15 protein-coding genes are annotated in these 16,029 nt (G+C 71.5%); 7 read left to right on the forward strand and 8 right to left on the reverse strand.

Annotated features, from left to right (window positions below; all coding sequences use genetic code 11):
* Positions 1 to 7: 7 nt before the first annotated feature.
* The 3 genes from O7620_RS26145 to O7620_RS26155 all read right to left on the reverse strand — a co-directional run bounded on the left by O7620_RS26145 (position 8) and on the right by O7620_RS26155 (position 2,197).
* Positions 8 to 268 carry a hypothetical protein gene (locus O7620_RS26145; RefSeq protein WP_278125718.1) on the reverse strand — a complete coding sequence of 87 codons (261 nt, stop codon included), beginning with the start codon at positions 266 to 268 and terminating at the stop codon, positions 8 to 10.
* Between the two features lie 106 nt (positions 269 to 374).
* On the reverse strand, positions 375 to 1,850 hold the full coding sequence (locus tag O7620_RS26150) for a tyrosine-type recombinase/integrase (RefSeq protein WP_278125720.1): 1,476 nt from the start codon (positions 1,848 to 1,850) through the stop codon (positions 375 to 377).
* Complete coding sequence (locus O7620_RS26155; protein WP_278125721.1) at positions 1,847 to 2,197, reverse strand: hypothetical protein; 351 nt, start codon at positions 2,195 to 2,197, stop codon at positions 1,847 to 1,849. The genes O7620_RS26150 and O7620_RS26155 overlap by 4 nt, the downstream gene beginning before the upstream one ends.
* 147 nt (positions 2,198 to 2,344) lie before the next feature.
* Here O7620_RS26155 and O7620_RS26160 point away from each other — a divergent pair, with 147 nt between their 5' ends.
* Positions 2,345 to 3,670, forward strand: a complete 1,326-nt coding sequence (locus O7620_RS26160) for an NYN domain-containing protein (protein ID WP_278125722.1) — start codon at positions 2,345 to 2,347, stop codon at positions 3,668 to 3,670.
* 26 nt (positions 3,671 to 3,696) lie between these two features.
* Here the strand turns inward: O7620_RS26160 and O7620_RS26165 are convergent, their stop codons facing one another.
* The 5 genes from O7620_RS26165 to O7620_RS26185 form a co-directional block, all read right to left on the reverse strand.
* Positions 3,697 to 4,101: a hypothetical protein gene (locus tag O7620_RS26165; protein ID WP_278125723.1), complete on the reverse strand. Its 405-nt coding sequence runs from the start codon at positions 4,099 to 4,101 to the stop codon at positions 3,697 to 3,699.
* A gap of 316 nt (positions 4,102 to 4,417) precedes the next feature.
* On the reverse strand, positions 4,418 to 4,966 hold the full coding sequence (gene dcm / locus O7620_RS26170) for a DNA (cytosine-5-)-methyltransferase (RefSeq protein ID WP_278125724.1): 549 nt from the start codon (positions 4,964 to 4,966) through the stop codon (positions 4,418 to 4,420).
* Between the two features lie 108 nt (positions 4,967 to 5,074).
* A complete protein-coding gene (locus tag O7620_RS26175; RefSeq protein WP_278125725.1) occupies positions 5,075 to 6,040 on the reverse strand; it encodes a DNA methyltransferase in 966 nt (321 codons plus the stop codon).
* A 19-nt stretch (positions 6,041 to 6,059) separates the two neighbouring features.
* Positions 6,060 to 6,989, reverse strand: a complete 930-nt coding sequence (locus O7620_RS26180) for a hypothetical protein (protein WP_278125727.1) — start codon at positions 6,987 to 6,989, stop codon at positions 6,060 to 6,062.
* A gap of 224 nt (positions 6,990 to 7,213) precedes the next feature.
* The gene (locus tag O7620_RS26185; RefSeq protein WP_278125728.1) at positions 7,214 to 7,357 is read right to left on the reverse strand and encodes a hypothetical protein; all 144 of its coding nucleotides are present in this window, start codon (positions 7,355 to 7,357) and stop codon (positions 7,214 to 7,216) included.
* Positions 7,358 to 7,838: 481 nt separating this feature from the next.
* Here O7620_RS26185 and O7620_RS26190 point away from each other — a divergent pair, with 481 nt between their 5' ends.
* The 6 genes from O7620_RS26190 to O7620_RS26215 all read left to right on the forward strand — a co-directional run bounded on the left by O7620_RS26190 (position 7,839) and on the right by O7620_RS26215 (position 15,982).
* Positions 7,839 to 8,723 carry a hypothetical protein gene (locus O7620_RS26190; protein WP_278125730.1) on the forward strand — a complete coding sequence of 295 codons (885 nt, stop codon included), beginning with the start codon at positions 7,839 to 7,841 and terminating at the stop codon, positions 8,721 to 8,723.
* Positions 8,724 to 9,368: 645 nt separating this feature from the next.
* Positions 9,369 to 9,785, forward strand: coding sequence for a pilin (locus O7620_RS26195; protein ID WP_091434102.1), 417 nt, complete (start codon positions 9,369 to 9,371; stop codon positions 9,783 to 9,785).
* 2 nt (positions 9,786 to 9,787) lie between these two features.
* The gene (locus O7620_RS26200; protein WP_278125732.1) at positions 9,788 to 10,702 is read left to right on the forward strand and encodes a conjugal transfer protein TrbL family protein; all 915 of its coding nucleotides are present in this window, start codon (positions 9,788 to 9,790) and stop codon (positions 10,700 to 10,702) included.
* Positions 10,699 to 11,661 (forward strand): PrgI family protein, encoded by a 963-nt coding sequence (locus tag O7620_RS26205; RefSeq protein WP_278125734.1) that lies wholly within the window; start codon positions 10,699 to 10,701, stop codon positions 11,659 to 11,661. Before O7620_RS26200 ends, O7620_RS26205 begins: the two co-directional genes overlap by 4 nt.
* 50 nt (positions 11,662 to 11,711) lie before the next feature.
* Positions 11,712 to 13,475, forward strand: coding sequence for an ATP-binding protein (locus O7620_RS26210; RefSeq protein ID WP_278127151.1), 1,764 nt, complete (start codon positions 11,712 to 11,714; stop codon positions 13,473 to 13,475).
* Positions 13,476 to 13,480: 5 nt separating this feature from the next.
* Positions 13,481 to 15,982 (forward strand): DUF87 domain-containing protein, encoded by a 2,502-nt coding sequence (locus O7620_RS26215; protein ID WP_278127152.1) that lies wholly within the window; start codon positions 13,481 to 13,483, stop codon positions 15,980 to 15,982.
* Positions 15,983 to 16,029: the final 47 nt, after the last annotated feature.

The following is a 16,029-nucleotide window of genomic DNA, read 5'->3' on the forward strand; positions in this document are numbered from 1 at the left end:
ATGATCGCTAGTCGTCATTCGGCAGGTACCAGCCGTGTTCGCGGCGCCTTGTCGTTGCGTCCGGGTTGTCGCGCTTGTAGGCCTCGTTGGCGCGGCGCGTCATCTCTTTGTCGTAGCGGTGCAGCTCGTTGTAGAGGTTCGACGCCTCGCCGACATTGTTGCTGGACACGTAGCGCTGTCGTAGCGCTTCGCGCTCGCCTTCGAGTTCCTCGTCGGACAGCGGGCGGAGGCTACCCATGCCGCGTGCGACGGAGTCGAAGATGCCCATGCGCAGATGCTGTCACGCCGGGGGATGGCGGGCAAGGAAACGGCATAGGCCCCTCAACCGGGCGATTTCGCGGTGCGTCGGTGTACTGCACGGTGCGTCTCGCACGCTATGCGGCCGTGTCGCTGCGCGGGATGAGGTCGGCGACGGCATCCGCACCACTGCGTTCGAGTTCGAGGATGACGGTGGTGTAGGTGTCGGAGGTCAGGCCGATGGTGGAGTGGCCGAGGGTTTCCTGGACCTCTTTCATGTCGGCGCCGCCGTGGCGCAGGTAGGTGGCGGCGCAGTGCCGGAGGTCGTGTAGCCGCACGGGTGGTAGGCCTGCGGTGGCGACGAGGTGGTCGAAGCGGTCGCTGATTGTCTGGGGGTGCCAGGCCTTGCCGTCGGGGCGGACGAAGAATCGGCCGCTGTCGGGCCATCCGGTGTCGTTGACCTGTTGCCAGCGGCGGCGCATGTCGAGGTAGGAGCGCAGGGCGGCGATCGTTTTCGGGCCGAGAGGAATGACCCGGTCACCGGCGTCGCTTTTCACCGGCCGGACGATGGGGGTGTAGCCGACGGTGGTGATCTGCTCTACGACGGTGAGGTAACCGGCGTCGAGGTCGACGTCGTGGTCGCGGAGACCGCAGGCCTCGCCGCGGCGTAGGCCTCGGTACAGGATGAGCAGGAACATCGCGTAGAGGACGATGTCGTGGCGTTGCGCGTGGTCGAGGAACTGTCCGGCCTGCTGCGGCATCCACACCATGACTGGGCTGGGACGCCTGCCGGTGGACTGCCAGTGCTCGACCGCCTTGGCGGTCCAGACCCGCGCCTTGGGTCGTTTCGCGGAGGGCAACTCGACGCCGAGGGCGGGGTTAGTGGGGATCAGCTTCGCTCGGACGACGGCGTCGTTGAGTGCCTTGCGCACCGTGGCGTACAGCCGGTGTGTGCTCGATGCGCCCATCGGCCGGACGCCCTTCACATTCGCCCGCATCTCGGGGTCGCTGCTCGCGCGGGCGGCGCGGATCTCGTCCTGCTTGACCGCGATGGCGGTGAACATGCCCTCAATGTGGGCCGTCCGTAGGCTCTGGATCGGGATTGCACCGAGGTGGGGGATCAGGTAGAGGCGAATATGGTCGGAGTAGCCGCGCACCGTCTTCTCCGCCAGTCCCCGCCGTCCGTCCAGCCACGCGTTTAGGTACTCGCCGGTGGTGGTCGGCACGGAGGCGGGCACGCCGGCGCGGACACGGGCGGCAACCGCGTCGCGGTCAGGCAGCGGGGTGCCGGGCTGGCAGGAGTGCAGCAGGTCCCCGATCTGCGCCGCGACGTGGGTGTCGCCGTCGGCGACATCGAGCAGCGCGCGGGCGTGCCGCAACTCGGCGGCGGCGGTGTCGCGGCTGTCGAAGCCAGAACGGCGTAACTGCCGGCGGGGCCGCCCGGGTCGGACAGGCAGTTCGATTTGGTAGCCCCACACCCCGTGGGTGGGGTGCCAGCCGCCGCCCGGCCGACGCAGTCTCGGGCACCGGCTGCCCAGCCTCTTGCCGGTGTCGGGGTCGGTGCAGGTGCAGCGTTTGGTGAGGGCCCCTTCGGGACCACGGGCACGGGTCACGGTTCCTTCTTCCTATCGACGCCAGTGTGCGGCGGGTCGATGCTGCTGATTTCGTCGTGGTGATCGACGCTTCGCGTCCCGCCCGGGGTCAAGTCGCCGGGTGTCGGCTGCAAGCCCAGAGCGGCGAGGATCCCGGCGACTGGCACCTTGTAGCGGGCGCCGACCCTCAGGACCGGCACCGGAAAGTCGCCCGTGCGTGCGAGGTCATAGGACAGGGCGCGTCCCAGGCCGAAGACACGTCCGGCGGTGGGCAGGTCGGTGATCGCGCCGAGCGCGCGGATGCGCTCTTCGGTCCATACCCCGCCACCGCTGGCGGGGGTTCTGGGATTGATGTCGTGGGTGGTCACGGTGATTGCTCCCGAGTCTCGAAAGGGGAATGGAGAGTGAGGCCAGGTCCGACAGGTGCGAGCCTCGTTCGTAGCGGACCATCACCCGTACTGCCTGAAGGCAGTACGGGTGATGGCGTCCTTGCTCAACGTTGGTAGGTTGCGCTCGTGAGTCACGTTCGGGCGGCGCTCTACCTCGACTTCGACAACGTGTTCAGCGGTCTCTACAAGTTGGACCCGGACGTGGCGGTTCACTTCGCCGAGGATCCTGGAGGATGGCTGCGCCAGCTGGCGACGACAGCCACGACGGATGGCGCGCGGCGCTGGCTGGTCCTGCGCTGCTACCTCAACCCCGCAGGCTGGGTGTACCGCCCAGACCCGGGTGGGGAGCAAACGCGGTTGTACTTCTCGAAGTTCCGGCCCTCGTTCGTCCGAGCCGGCTTCGACGTGATCGACTGCCCTCGCTACAGCAGCACAAAGAATGCGGCCGACATCAGGATCGTCGTCGACGCTGTGGACGCGCTGTCCGCCGACACCCGGTACGAAGAGTTCGTCATCGCCTCCGGCGACTCCGACATGACCCCTCTGCTGCAACGCCTACGCCGCTCCGACCGGCGAACCATGATCGTGTCACCGGGAGACGCGGCCGAGGCCTTCACCGCAATCGCCGACCAGGTTCTCGACAGCCAGCAACTGCTGGCACTGGTGCAGGGCGAGTCGGTCGACCTCGACGACGAAGCCGACAGCGAGGTGGACACCGGGTTCGACGATCCTGTCGTCGCTGTCGAGGGTGACGCCCCTGCCTCTGGTCAGAGCGAGGCGTATGAGGCCTTCCGGTCGATCGTGACCCAGGAGTACACCGCGGCGACCGAGCCGTTGAACATGGCTTCGCTGGCTTCCCGGCTGCGGACGCAGCTCGGTCCGTCGGTCAGCGACAGCAACTGGTTCGGCTTCGGCAGCTTCGCCCGAGCCGTGGCGAGCCTGACGTTGCCGAACCTACGGATGTCGCAGCACCTGCTCTGGGACACCAGCCGCCACCCGGCTCCGAAGGCCGGCACCGCGACGCCGCCACGCGTCGCCCTGCCGGATCCCGTCGAGCGCTTGGGCGACCAGCTCGATCTGCCGCGAATACCGCAACCCTGGTGGCCGGCGATCTACCGGACACTCGCCGAGTACGCCCAGTCCCAGCGGTTCAACTGGACCCAGTGCACCAGCTGGGCCCGTGACCATCTCCGCGAGCAGGGGTTGCCGGTCAGCCGCAATGCCGTCGGGTTCGTCGTGCGGGGTACGTCGTTCGGCGGTTGCCCGTTGCACCGCCAACCCCCGCCGACAGCCGACGAGATCGCAGCAGCGTTCGTCGGCAACGTTCTCAGCCGCGCCGACGCTGCCGAAATCACGTTCTCCAACGAGGAGATCGCGACGGTCCACACCTGGCTGGGGGCACCATCTGACAACAGCCCCGAGCAGGTAGGCAAGACGGAGAACCCTTCGTAGTTTGTTCCACCTGCGGCGACCGCTGGTCATGCGGACACCTCCCACCGAATCGGGCATAGCAGGAGCCGCAACGCTGCGGCAGCCTGTTGGGGGACGACGCCGTTGCCGAGGACCCGCAGCGCGCGCGTGCGCGGCAGCCCCAGGTCGGGGTCGGTGACATGGCCTGGGTCGAGGCCCATGAGCCACTCCACGAACCGGGGCGCGAGGACGGGCTTGCCATGCCGGCCGGTCTGCGTGGGTGCCGGTGCGGGCCGGCCGAGCAACAGCTCCCAGCGGGCAACTGCGTCGGCGTAGCCGCCCCACCGCTGCTCGTCGGGCTGCCCGAGCCCAGCAACGGTAGTGCGTAGGTCCGCGCCACCGTCGCCATGCCGCCCGGGACCGCACCCGTCGGACACGCGCGGGGTGGGCAGGAGCCGGGTCGGGACCCGCACCGCCGCGGAAGGGAGAGTCAGGTCGCCGTGTGAGCCGCGCTGCCCAGGGCAACCTTTCTCGCCGTCGGTGGCCCGCGGGGTGGGCAGCAGCACCTGGGACAGCGGGGGCCGGAACCCGGCCCCCGCGCGTCGTCCGGGCGTCCCGGTGTCACTCGCCCTAGGGGTGGGCAGCAGACGCGCGCCGTCGGCCCGCGTATGCCCGTGCTCAACGTCGCGTGCGCTGCGCCCCGCGGTGGAGGTGGATAGGAGGCCGTGGGTCGAGCCTGACGGTTCGATGAGGTCGGGCAGCCCGTACGGAAGGCCGGGTCCTTTGCCGTCACGGGCGCACGGCGTTGGCAGCGTCCGCACCTCCTCCCACTCGTCCGGTGGGTGCGGCCAGCAGGAACAGCCGGTCGCGGCGGTGGGCGGCGCCGATGTCGGACGCGCGTAGGCACGTCCAGTTCGTGTCGTACCCGATCGCGGCCAGGTCGGCGGCGACGACGTCGAATCCCCGCCGTAGGAGGGCGGCGACGTTCTCCACGAACACGAGCGGCGGTCGAAGGACGCGAACGGCGTCGGCGACGGCACTCCACAGGCTGGAGTGCTGTCCGGTGATGCCGGCGCGTTTGCCGGCGTTGGAGATGTCCTGACAGGGGAACCCGGCGGTGAGGACGTCGATGGGCTCGACGCGGGTCCAGTCGACGGTGCGGATGTCGCCGAGGTTGGGTGCGCCGGGCCAGTGGTGGGCGCAGACGGTGGCGGCGTGCCGGTCGGTTTCGGCGTACCAGGTGAGCTGGCCGCCGAGCACCAGCTCGACGGCCATGTCGAGGCCGCCGTAGCCGGTGCACAGCGATCCGATGCGCGGTGCGGGTCGGTGGTCAATCACGCACCTCCGCCGCGTCGAGCGTCGGAGTCTCACCGCGTGCGGCCAACAGCAGAAGGCAGCAGCTGTGCAGTCCCGCCGCGCGACTCGGGTGGCGGTGGGCAGGCGCACTCACGCGACCACCCCTCCCCCGAGGGTGTCCTTTGGGCTTCCCGCATCCGAGTCGGTCTGGCTCTTGATGAACACGAGGACGTCCTCGTGGGCGATCAGATGCATGGGGGTGCCGGCGGCCCGTGCCTTTCGGACTGCCTGGAGTTGGAAGAACGACGGCCGCGCGACGAGCCCGCCGTCGCGGACGGCGGCGAGTAGCGCCACGCACCGGTCGACGGGGGTGAGGCCGGCCCGGATGCCGGCGCCGATGACGGCCGACGGGAGGTCGACCAGTTCGCCGTGCTTGCGCCACGGTCGGGCGGTCACGACGACGACGCCACCGGGGCGTAGGAGGGTGTGGCAGCCGGCGAGGATCTGGGCGAACCCGTCGGCGAGTCCGGTGAGGTCGCGGTAGGCGAGGTTCCCGCGGTCGGTGCCGTCGTTGTAGGCGTTGTCGAACTTCGCCACGCCGTCGGCGCCGGGCCGGACCAGGCCGTGCACGGTCGGCCCGTACGGCGGGGAGGTCACCATGAGGGCGACCTGCCCGGTCAGGGCCGCCGGCACCAACGACAGGATGCTGGTGGCGTCGCCGCGGATCACCCCGGCCCGTCCGGTCGCACCCTGGGTGTGGGCGTGCTTGATGTTGGCGTCGGCGATGTCGGACCAGCGTGACTCGTACTCCACCCCGATCGCGTCGCGGCCGGCGTGGATCGCCTCTACCAGGGTGGTGCCGATCCCGCACATCGGGTCGAGCACCAGGTCCCCGGGTGTGGTGTAGGCGGCGACGGCGTGTGCGGCGATCGCCGGGAGCATCCGCGCCGGGTGCTGCACGGACTCACGGACGTACCGGCCTCGGCGCTGGACCGGTCCGGTGGCCTGGGCGGTCGCCCACACCGACAGCCGCTCCGCCGGAACGGCCAAGTGCCGTCCTCCGCTGACAGCGTCCGCGGCACGGGTCGCGGTGGTCGGCTCGTCGGGCTCGGCCATTGCGGCATCTCTGCGGTGCTTAGGCACGGCGACCACCGCCCTCACGCCCGCCCCGTCGAGGCGGGGCGTGGCGCTGGCTCTGGGCCTGGCTGAACACCATCAGGTCCGCGTGGACTCGTAGGTGCGCCACCTGCCACCGCTGGTTGATGGCGGTGGTGAGGGTGAGCAGTTCCTCGTCGGTGACGTGGTAGACGAACGCGTCCCCGTCGGTGTCGGCGGTGACGGCGACGAGGTGCTGCAGGTAGCCCAGTCCGACGCCGGCGGCGGCCTGGACCACGCCGGAGAAGTCCTCCGGGCCGGCGGTGGTGCCGGCCGGGACGGTGACGACGAGGATCAGGCAGCCGCCCGGTTGCAGCAACGCGGCGCAGCCGGTCAGCAGCCACGCCAGCCGCACCCGGTTGGCAGCGGCGCTGCCGTGCAGGGGCCAGCAGGCGACCACGAGACTGGTCGCTGCCTGCAGGGAGCCGCCGGGTGGCAGGTCGGCCACCGTGTCGGCCGGTGCGTGCAGTTCCGGGTCGGTGAGATCGTCACCGAACCAGGCGCCCATCTCGGGCAGGTCGTCCTCCTCGTCCAGTTCCGCGCCGCCGGTGATGCCGGCGGGCGGGACCGCAGTGGCCGGGCCGATGATCAGGCTGGACGCGTCGGTGAACCACGCCGGGTGGTGACGGCGCGCCCCGGCCGTGCAGGCCTGGATGAGAGCGTGGTCGGTGGTGAGGTCGACGACCGCCTCGCCGGGGCGGCTGTAGGCGCTGATGAGGCGGCCGGCCAGTCGGGTGCCGATGCTGCGTCCGGCGTCGCCCGGGGTGCGGGCGGTGCGCCAGACGGTGAGCGGTACCGGCGGGTCGCCGGCGACCAGGTCGGTCGGTGTCGGGTCGACCTCGGCGTCAGGGCCGGTGTCGACGGTGGGATCGGGATGCGGGTCGTGGTGCTGCGGCGTGTGCTCGCTCATGTGGTGTCGGCTCCGCGCCGCGCCGTGGTGCGCTGACACCCTCAAACCGGTGTTTGTGAGCTGTGGCGAACACCTGCCGATCTCACGGTGATCTCACGGATGTCTGACAGCGGTTCCTGCCCGCTTGGCTGTCCTGGCCGCCCGGGACGCTTTCGCGGACGCCGGCTCCACCGGGCGGGATCAGCGTCAGGAGATTGTCGGAGCCCACGATCAACCCAGCTCTGTCAGACACCCAGGGTTACGACCGCCTCGACCATGACAGCGACGTACGCCGATGACACGGGGGTGCTGGCCGGCATTGTCAGGCCGCTGTCCGGCTTACCGGACGGCAGCGGCGTCACCGAGGACACCGGCGCCGGGTCTGTCATTCGGACGGCGGCTCGTCAGAGCGTCGAGGCCCGCCGGACGGACGCTGTCAGCCGGCACGCCGACGCGGCGGCGCCCGGTGGACGCCGACAGTGGGCGGGGTGTCCAGCCGGGCGCGGTCTTACACCGTTGCGCCGTGAGGGGCTGTCAGGAGCTGTGAGACCGGCCGGGACGCGTCGTCAGGCCCGCGCGGCGGTGCCGCGTCCTCACCGGCCGGCCGCCGCTGCGGATCGTGTCCGCCGTCAGTGGTGGTGTCAGTGCGCAGGTCAACGTGGCTTTGTCAGAACGATGACGCACGTCGACGTCGATCGTCAGTGAGCGGTGGCCGCGGGGCGGCTGACGCCGTCGACCCGATCTCCATGCCTACGCAGCCTGCGCTGTCAGGGGTCCGTGAGACCGGGGTGGCGCAATGGCGGTCAGGCGCGCCGGCTGCACAGCTCCGGCCCGTCATCGACATTCGCCTCTGACATGGGAGCTCGTGACATGACCGCCTCCGCCACCGACTGGCCCGACTCGCCTCTGGACGCCGTGGACACCGCGTTCGCCGACCTGACATGCGACCCCGACCCGTTGTCACTGGACCTCGATCCGCTGGCCGGCCAGCTCGGCGATGACACCGGCCTGCCCGGCGGTGTCATCGCGCTGCCGGCGTTGCGGCAGTGGCTGCTGGAACATCCCCGCGCCTACACGGCGCGTGACGTTGTGTGGCGGGAGCTGGTCCGCCGCGCCCGCCTCGACGGGCCCGCCTGGGTCATCGCCGCGGTCGCCCTGGCGATGCCCGCGCTGCGCCGCTACGCCGGCCGGCTGCACACCGGCTGGGCCGGCGATGCCCACGACCTGGACGCCGAGATCCTCACCGGCTTCCTGACCGCCCTGCGTGACCGGGTCGACCTGGCCAAGCCGGCGCCGTACGCGGCGCTGTGCATGGCGGCCTGGCGAGCCGGCCACGAACTGCGGCAACGTGATGGCGCCGAGGCCATGCCAGTGGACAACCTCGAACACGTCACCGGCCCCCGCACCCCGAAGCGGCCCTACGGGCATCCAGACCTCCTCGTACGCCGGGCCGTCGAGTTGGGCATCGTCGACGCCTGCGACGAGCAGCCCTACATCGACGTGCGGCTGGGCCACCGGGCCATCGAACCCATCGCGGCCCGCCTCGGCGTGGAGGTCGACACACTGCGGCGACGTGTCGAGCGCATCGACATCCGCATCGCCGACGCGCTGGCCGCCGGGATGCTCACCGAGGTGACCTCACCGAGGGTGCGGGAAGACCTCGCCGCGGCGGCCGAGCGACGGCAGCACATCCGGGCCGCCCGCGGCCGCACCGCACGACCAGCGGCGGCGCAGGTGACGCTGGCAGCCGCCTGACCGCCGACCATCCCGCCGGCTGTCCCGACGCGGGCCCGACCATCTGGTCGGGCCCGCGACGGCGTGCGACGAACCCGCCACTTCTCACCGCTGCGACCGGCCCAACGCCGGTACGGGGAGACCCGCCGTGGCCGCTGCCAAGCGGGCCTAACGGATCTCCCACGGATCTGACAGCGGCGCCGACGGGGTGTTGATCCGGCAGCTGTGAGATTCCGCGCCGACGCCGACGGCGAGGTCCGCCACCAGCGGCATGATCGTCGGACAGGCCGCTGACCAGGGCTGTCAGAGGCCTGTGAGGTCGTGTCGGAGCGCCGTGGGATCGGCAGGTGTTCGCCACAGCTCACAAACGCCGGTTTGAGGGTGCGGAACTACTCCGACGCCACCACGGCGTCACGCAAGGGGTTGATTCCGCCCGCCGCCGGGCCGGGAGGCCGGGTCGGCACGGGACCGGGTGCCTCGGGTGCCGCGCCACGTTGATGCGCTGACACCTCATCGATCATCGCCAACCCGAACGGGAGGACGAGCTCCTCCCGAGGTTCACCCCGGTTCCCGGCCGACGTGTGTCTCCCGAGCCCGGCGGCGGCTATCCGCCCACCGTTTCGACGAATCGCCCCGGCGCGAGCCGGGGCGGGAGGTGCAGCCATCATGTTCCGCCCGCTGTTGGCACGTTCCCGTGCCCTGACCACCGCCCTCTCCCACGCACCGATGACGACCCGCGCGCTTCGCCTCGTCGCCCGGGTCGCCGCGCCCGCAGCGGCGGCGGCTGTGGTGACGCTGGCCGTGCCGGCCGTCGCTTACGCCGACCCCGGCGGCCCGGTCGTCCTGGCCGCCAACGACCTGCCCACCGTCATCGCCAACCTGCAGACCTGGGTGATGGGCATCCTGGCCGCCGTCGCCACCCTGTTCCTGGTCCTGGCCGGGGTGTACTGGGCCACCGCCGGCGGCGACCCGGCCCAGGTCGACAAGGCCAAGGGCGCACTAAAGAACGCCCTGATCGGCTACGGCCTGGCCGTACTCGCGCCCATCCTGCTGGAGGTCGTCCAGGGAATCGTCGGAGGCTGACGATGGCCTGGGCGCTCAACCAGATCCTCGACTGGTTCGCCGGCCTGCTGCTGGACTGCCTGAACGGGCTCATCACCGCGATCACCCACGCGCTGCTGATCACCCCGGACGTCACCGCCCTGCCGCAGGTGCAGGCCCTCACTGGACGGTCGATCTGGGTCGTCGACACCGTGTTCGTCCTGGCGTTCGTCGCCGCTGGCGTCCTCACCATGGTCGCTGGCGGCGACGAACGCGCCCGCTACACCGCCAAGGATCTCCTGCCGCGGTGCGTCGTCGGGTTCGTCACCGCCCACTTCTCCCAACTGATCGCCGGCAAGCTCATCGAGTTCGCCAACGCGTTCACCACCGCACTGACCGCGCAGGACTTCAACGGCGACGGGGCCCTCGACGCCGTCAAGACCCACCTGGTAGCCGCGCGTGACCAGACCGCCGGTCTGCTGTTCGTCGTCTGCCTGGCGATCATCGTCTTCCTGCTCGCCACCACGGCCTGCAGTGTGATCGTCCGCTTCGCGGTCGCGTTGGTGCTCACCGCGGTCGCACCGATCGCGCTGGCGTGTCACGCCCTGCCGCAGACCGACGGTGTGGCCCGCATGTGGTGGCGGTCGTACGTCGCCATGCTGGCCATCCCGGTGGTGCAGGCATTCGTGCTGTTCGCCGGCCAGTGGATGCTGCTGGACACCAGCACCATGCTGCCGCTGCTCGGCCTGCCGGTCGAACCGGGTGGCGTGCTCAACCTGTTCGTCGTGATGGTCCTGCTGTGGACCACGGTCAAGGTGCCGGGGCTAATGCGCCGCTACGCCACCAGCGGCACAGGCGGGCGTGGCGGCAACGCGTTCGGCGCGGTCGTGCGGGTCGTCGTGGTGCAGCAACTCACCCGCGGGCTGCGCATCCCCGGCCTTGGGGCGGTGCGACGATGAGCCGCGCCCGCCGGGACGAACAGGCCGTCACCGCCCGCATGCCCGCCGACGTGGACGCGCCGGACAAGGTGCTTTACGGGCTGACGTTCCGGCAACTGGCGATCTTGGCGGTGGCCGCCGTCGTCTTCTACGGCGGCTGGAAGGCCCTGCACACCGTGGTGCCCGCACCCGTTCTGCTCGGCGCGGCCGTCGTGCTCGGCGGCTTGGTGTTCGGCCTTGCTGTCGGCCGCCGCGACGGACTGCCCATGGACGTGTGGTTGGCCTCCGCGGTGCGCCACTCTCGGGCGCCTCGCGCGTTGTCCACCACTGACACCACCGCCAAGACACCCGACTGGGTGCAGGCCCCGGCGTCGAAGGTGATGCTGCCGGCGCCGCTGAAGTTGCCCGCCGACGCCATCGACGACCACGGCGAGATCAGCCTCGGAGCGGTGAAGGCGGCGATGGTCGCGGCGACCAGCGTCAACCTGGCGCTACGTACCGCCGACGAGCAGGCCGCCTTGGTCGACACGTTCGGCCGCTGGCTCAACAGCCTGTCCACGCCGACGCAGATCGTGGTGTCGGCGCAGCCGGTCGACCTGCACTCCGCCGCCCGCACCCTCGCCCAGGCGGCAGACGCGATGCCGCACCCGGCTCTCGCGGACGCGGCGGCCGACCACGCCCGTTTCCTCGACGACCTCGCCGAGCGGCGGGATCCGCTGCGCCGGCAGGTCCTCATCGTCACCCGCACCACCAGCGGTGAGCGTGGCGAACACGCCGCCCGGCGCCGCGCCGACCAGACGGTCCGGTCGCTGTCCGGGCTGGGCGTCACGACTCGCGCCTTGGACGGCCACGCCACAACCACGGCCTTGGCCGCCGCGGCCGACCCTTACCGGCCGCCTCGCCCCGGCGGACTGGCCGCCCCGCACACCATCATCACCGCGCCTCCGGCGAGGAGGCCGCGCACGAGGAGGACATCGTGATCTCCGCCAGGCGCCGACGCGCCCCGCACGACGACAATCCGGGTGCCAGCCTGCCGTCGGCAGGACTGGCGGCGACGGTGGCGCCAGCCTCGGTGGAGGTGACGCCGCGGTTCCTGCGGGTCGGCGACGGCTACGCCGCCACCCTGGTGGTGACCGGCTACCCGGCCGAGGTCGGGCCGGCGTGGCTGGAGCCGCTGCTGTCCTGGCCGGGCCGGCTGGACCTGGCCCTGCACATCGACCCGATCCCCGCGCCGGTGGCCGCATCGCGGCTGCGTAACCAGCGGGCCCGGTTCGAGTCGTCCCGGCGGGCGGACGAGCAGAGGGGCAAGCTGGCCGACCCGTACGTGGAGGCCGCCGCCGACGACGCGGCCGACCTCGCCGAACGCCTCGCCCGCGGGGCGGCGAAGCTGTTCCGCGTCGGCCTGTACCTGACCGTGCACGCCCGCACCGAGGCCGAACTCCTCGACGCGTGCGCGCAGGTGAAGGCCGCCGCTGCCTCCACCCTGATCGAGGTGCAGCCCGCGACGTGGCGGCACCTTCCCGGCTGGACCACAACCCTGCCCTTGGCCACCGACAGCCTGCAGATGCGCCGCACCATGGACACCCAGGCATTGGCCGCCGCGTTTCCTCTCGCGTCGGCGGACCTGCCCGCACCGCTGCCCGGCGACCCGGCCACCACCGGCGGGGTGCTGTACGGGGTCAACCCGGACTCCCAGGGCATCGTCTGGTGGGACCGGTGGACGCAGGAGAACCACAACAGCGTCGTCCTCGCCCGCTCCGGCGCCGGCAAGTCCTACTTCGTCAAACTCGACGTGCTCCGCAACCTGTACCAGGGAGTGCAGGTCGCCGTCGTCGACCCCGAGGACGAGTACCTCCGGTTGGCCGACGCGGTCGGCGGCACCATCGTGCGACTCGGCGCACCCGGCGTGAAGATCAACCCCCTGGATCTGCCGGCCGGGGACACCCGCCCGGACGTGCTCACCCGCCGCGGGCTGTTCCTGCACACCCTCATCTCGGTGCTGCTGGGGCAGCTGCCGCCGCCCGCCGAACGCGCCGCCCTCGACCGGGCGATCCTCGCCGTCTACCGGCAGGCGGGCATCACCGCCGACCCGGCCACCCACCACCGGCCCGCGCCACTGCTGAAGGATCTGGTCGCGACACTGCGGGCCGACGACAACCCGGCCGCCCACGAGTTGGCCGCCCGGCTGGCACCGTGGGTGGCCGGCTCGTTCTCCGACCTGTTCGACTCACCGACCACGACCCGCCCGGACGGGCATCTGGTCGTCTGGAGCCTGCGGCACCTGCCGGACGAACTGCGCACCGTCGGCACGCTGCTCGCACTCGACTCGATCTGGCGGTCAGTAGACGCACCCGGTCGGGCCCATCTGACCACCCGCCGCCTCGTCGTGGTGGACGAGGCGTGGCTGCTGATGCGCGACGGTGAAGGCGCCCGGTTCCTGTTCAAGATGTCCAAGGCCGGCCGGAAGCGCAACGCCGGCCTGTCTGTCATCACCCAGGACGTCGCCGACGTGCTCGGCACCGACCTCGGCCACGCCGTCGTGTCGAACGCGGCCACGCAGGTGCTGCTCAAGCAGGCCCCGCAGGCCATCGACCAAGTCGCCGACGCGTTCGGCCTGACCGCCGGCGAACGGCGGATGCTGCTGTCGGCCCGAGTCGGGCACGGCCTGCTCATCTCCGGCACGAACCGGACCGCGTTCGAGTCGATCTCCTCGCAGACCGAACACCTTCTCGCGACCACGAAGCCGTCCGACCTCGCCGACCTCGACCCCGACGACGCGGAGGAGGATCTGTGACACCCCTGCCTGCCCTATCGCCGACCCCGGCGTCCGGCCCTTCCGGGCCGGGCGCCGGGGTCATTCCCCCGCCGAGCGCGCCCACGCGCTGGGTTCTGCACGCCGCGCAGTGGGCGGTGGACCGGCCGTGGCTACTCGGCGTCGCCGCCGCCCTGCTCGTCGCCTACGTCGCCGGGCGCAACCTGCTCGACGGGTGGCGGCACCGCCGCCACACCGACGGCGCCCGCCTCGTCACCGTCGCCCCACCACCGGAAGTCGACCCGCACAGCGCCGCCGCGCTGTGGGCGAACCTGCACGGCACCCTCACCCCGTCCCGCCGACGCCGGCTGCTCTACGGCAGCCCGCACGTGGTGTGGCAGTACACCTGGACCGGCCGCCAGCTCCTCATCTCTATCTGGGTACCCGGCAGCGTGCCGGCCGGGGCGGTCGAGGCCGCCGTGCGGGCCGCCTGGCCCGGCGCCGCCTGCACCACCGACCCGGCGCCGCCGCCGATCCCACTCGACGTACCGGCCGCCGTCGGCGGGCACCTGCTGCCGACGGCCGCCGAGTGGCTACCGATCAACACCGACCACGACAACGACCCGCTGCGGGCGCTGATGTCCGCCGGGTCGCAGCTCAAGCCGGACGAGTACGCCTGCGTACAGGTCCTCGCCCGCCCCACTACCCCCCGCCGCGCCGCACGAGCCCGCCGCGCGGCGGGCAGGCTGCGCGACGGCAAGACCGCCGTACCGGCCATCAACCCCGCCGCGCCGCTGCTGTGGCTGATCGAGGCGTTCCTTCCCGGCCGCACCGTAACCACCCGCGGCAGCGGCCAGCCGGCCAGCCGCCGGGACCCCGGCGTGGAGCGGGACGTGCGCGCGATCCTCGACAAGACCGCCCACCCGCTGTGGACGATCGGCATCCGCTACTCGGTCGCCAAGAACACGCACCGCGCCGGCAGCGACCCCTACCCGAGGCTCCGGGGCATCGCGGACGCGGTCGCCTCGTCGTTCGCCGTGTACGCCGGCCGCAATCGCCTCGCGCACCGGGCTCGGATGGCGCAACCGGTAGCCGTGCTGGCCACACGACGGCTCGGAGCCGGGTTCCTGGCCTCCACCCCCGAACTGGCCGTCCTCGCCGCCCTGCCGCGGGATCTGGCCGTACCGGGCTTGGATCGGGCGCGGGCGAAGTCCATGCCCGCCCCGGTGGCGGTGCCGACCGGCGGCCGCGGGATGAAGGTCCTCGGTGACGCCGAAGTCGGTGGCCACGCGGTGGCCCTGTCCGTCGCCGATGCGAGGTATCACATGCATGTGGTCGGATCGACGGGCTCCGGGAAGACGACCCTGCTGGTCAACATGGCCGTCGAGGACATCACCGCCGGCCGGGGCACCGTGGTCATCGACCCACACGGCGACATGGTCCTCGACATCCTCGACCGGCTCCCCGCGAGCGTCGCGGGCCGGGTAGTGCTGTTCGACCCCGACCAGCCCAACCCGCCCACCCTCAACCCGCTGTCCGGCAACGACCCGGACCTCGTCGTCGACAACCTCGTGTCGATCTTCGGGAACATCTTCGCCAAGGCGTGGGGGCCGCGGATGGACGACGTCATGCGGGTGGCCTGCCTGACCCTGCTGCGGCACGCCAACGTCACCCTCCAGCACATCCCGCCCCTGCTCAACTCCGCGCAGTTCAGAAGCGCGATGACCGTCGGCCTGGACGACCCGGCCGGCCTGTCCGGGTTCTGGCAGTGGTACGACCAGCTCAACCCGGCCCTGCGCTCCCAGGTCATCGGCCCCGTCCTGGCCCGGCTGCGGGCGTTCCTGCTGCGGGACTTCGTCAAGCGCACCATGCGCTACCCCCGGTCCAGCTTCGACATGGGCAAGGTCCTCGACGGTGGGGCGCTGCTGGTGCGCATCCCGAAGGGCCAGCTGGGCGAGGACACCAGCAAGCTGCTCGGCTCCCTTGTCCTGGCGCAGGTGTGGCAGGCCGCGACGGCCCGCGCGGCCGTGCCGGCGGACAAGCGCCGCGACGCCACGTTGATCATCGACGAGTGTCAGAACTTTCTGACCCTCGCCAACTCCCTCGACTCGATGTTGGCGGAGGCGCGGAAGTACCGGCTGTCGATGGTCCTCGCGCACCAGGACCTGGCCCAGTTCCCGAAGGACCTCCTGGCAGCGGCGTCGGCGAACGCCCGTAACAAGCTGTACTTCTCCGTCGCCCCGGAGGACGCCCGTGTCCTCGCCCGGCACACGCTGCCCGAACTCGACGAGCATGACCTGACCCACCTCGACGCCTACACCGCCGTCGGGCGCCTCGTCGTCGTTGGGCGGCAGACACCGGCGTTCACCCTCAAGACCCGGCCGCCGAAGCCAGTCGTGGGCGAGGCGACGGCAATCCGGCAGGCCGCCGCGCAGGCGGTGCCGGCGCAGGACACCAGCGCGATCGACGACCTCGTCGACCGGTTCTCGGCCCGCCCCGACGACAACCGCCGCCCCTGGGCCAAGAGCGGCCCCAAGGCGAACACCTGAACGCCGCAGGGCGGCAAAAGCGAGATCGACAGACCGGTCGACCGGAG

This window comes from Micromonospora sp. WMMD710 (assembly GCF_029626045.1).
Classification (GTDB): Bacteria; Actinomycetota; Actinomycetes; order Mycobacteriales; family Micromonosporaceae; genus Micromonospora.

What these genes read in the sequence shown, in the direction of transcription:
- O7620_RS26145 (WP_278125718.1), bottom strand. Translation starts at nt 268, where the DNA reads ATGGGCATCTTCGACTCCGTCGCACGCGGCATGGGTAGCCTCCGCCCG.
- O7620_RS26175 (WP_278125725.1), bottom strand. Translation starts at nt 6,040, where the DNA reads ATGGCCGAGCCCGACGAGCCGACCACCGCGACCCGTGCCGCGGACGCT.
- O7620_RS26180 (WP_278125727.1), bottom strand. Translation starts at nt 6,989, where the DNA reads ATGAGCGAGCACACGCCGCAGCACCACGACCCGCATCCCGATCCCACC.
- O7620_RS26185 (WP_278125728.1), bottom strand. Translation starts at nt 7,357, where the DNA reads ATGACAGACCCGGCGCCGGTGTCCTCGGTGACGCCGCTGCCGTCCGGT.
- O7620_RS26190 (WP_278125730.1), top strand. Translation starts at nt 7,839, where the DNA reads ATGACCGCCTCCGCCACCGACTGGCCCGACTCGCCTCTGGACGCCGTG.
- O7620_RS26195 (WP_091434102.1), top strand. Translation starts at nt 9,369, where the DNA reads ATGTTCCGCCCGCTGTTGGCACGTTCCCGTGCCCTGACCACCGCCCTC.
- O7620_RS26200 (WP_278125732.1), top strand. Translation starts at nt 9,788, where the DNA reads ATGGCCTGGGCGCTCAACCAGATCCTCGACTGGTTCGCCGGCCTGCTG.
- O7620_RS26205 (WP_278125734.1), top strand. Translation starts at nt 10,699, where the DNA reads ATGAGCCGCGCCCGCCGGGACGAACAGGCCGTCACCGCCCGCATGCCC.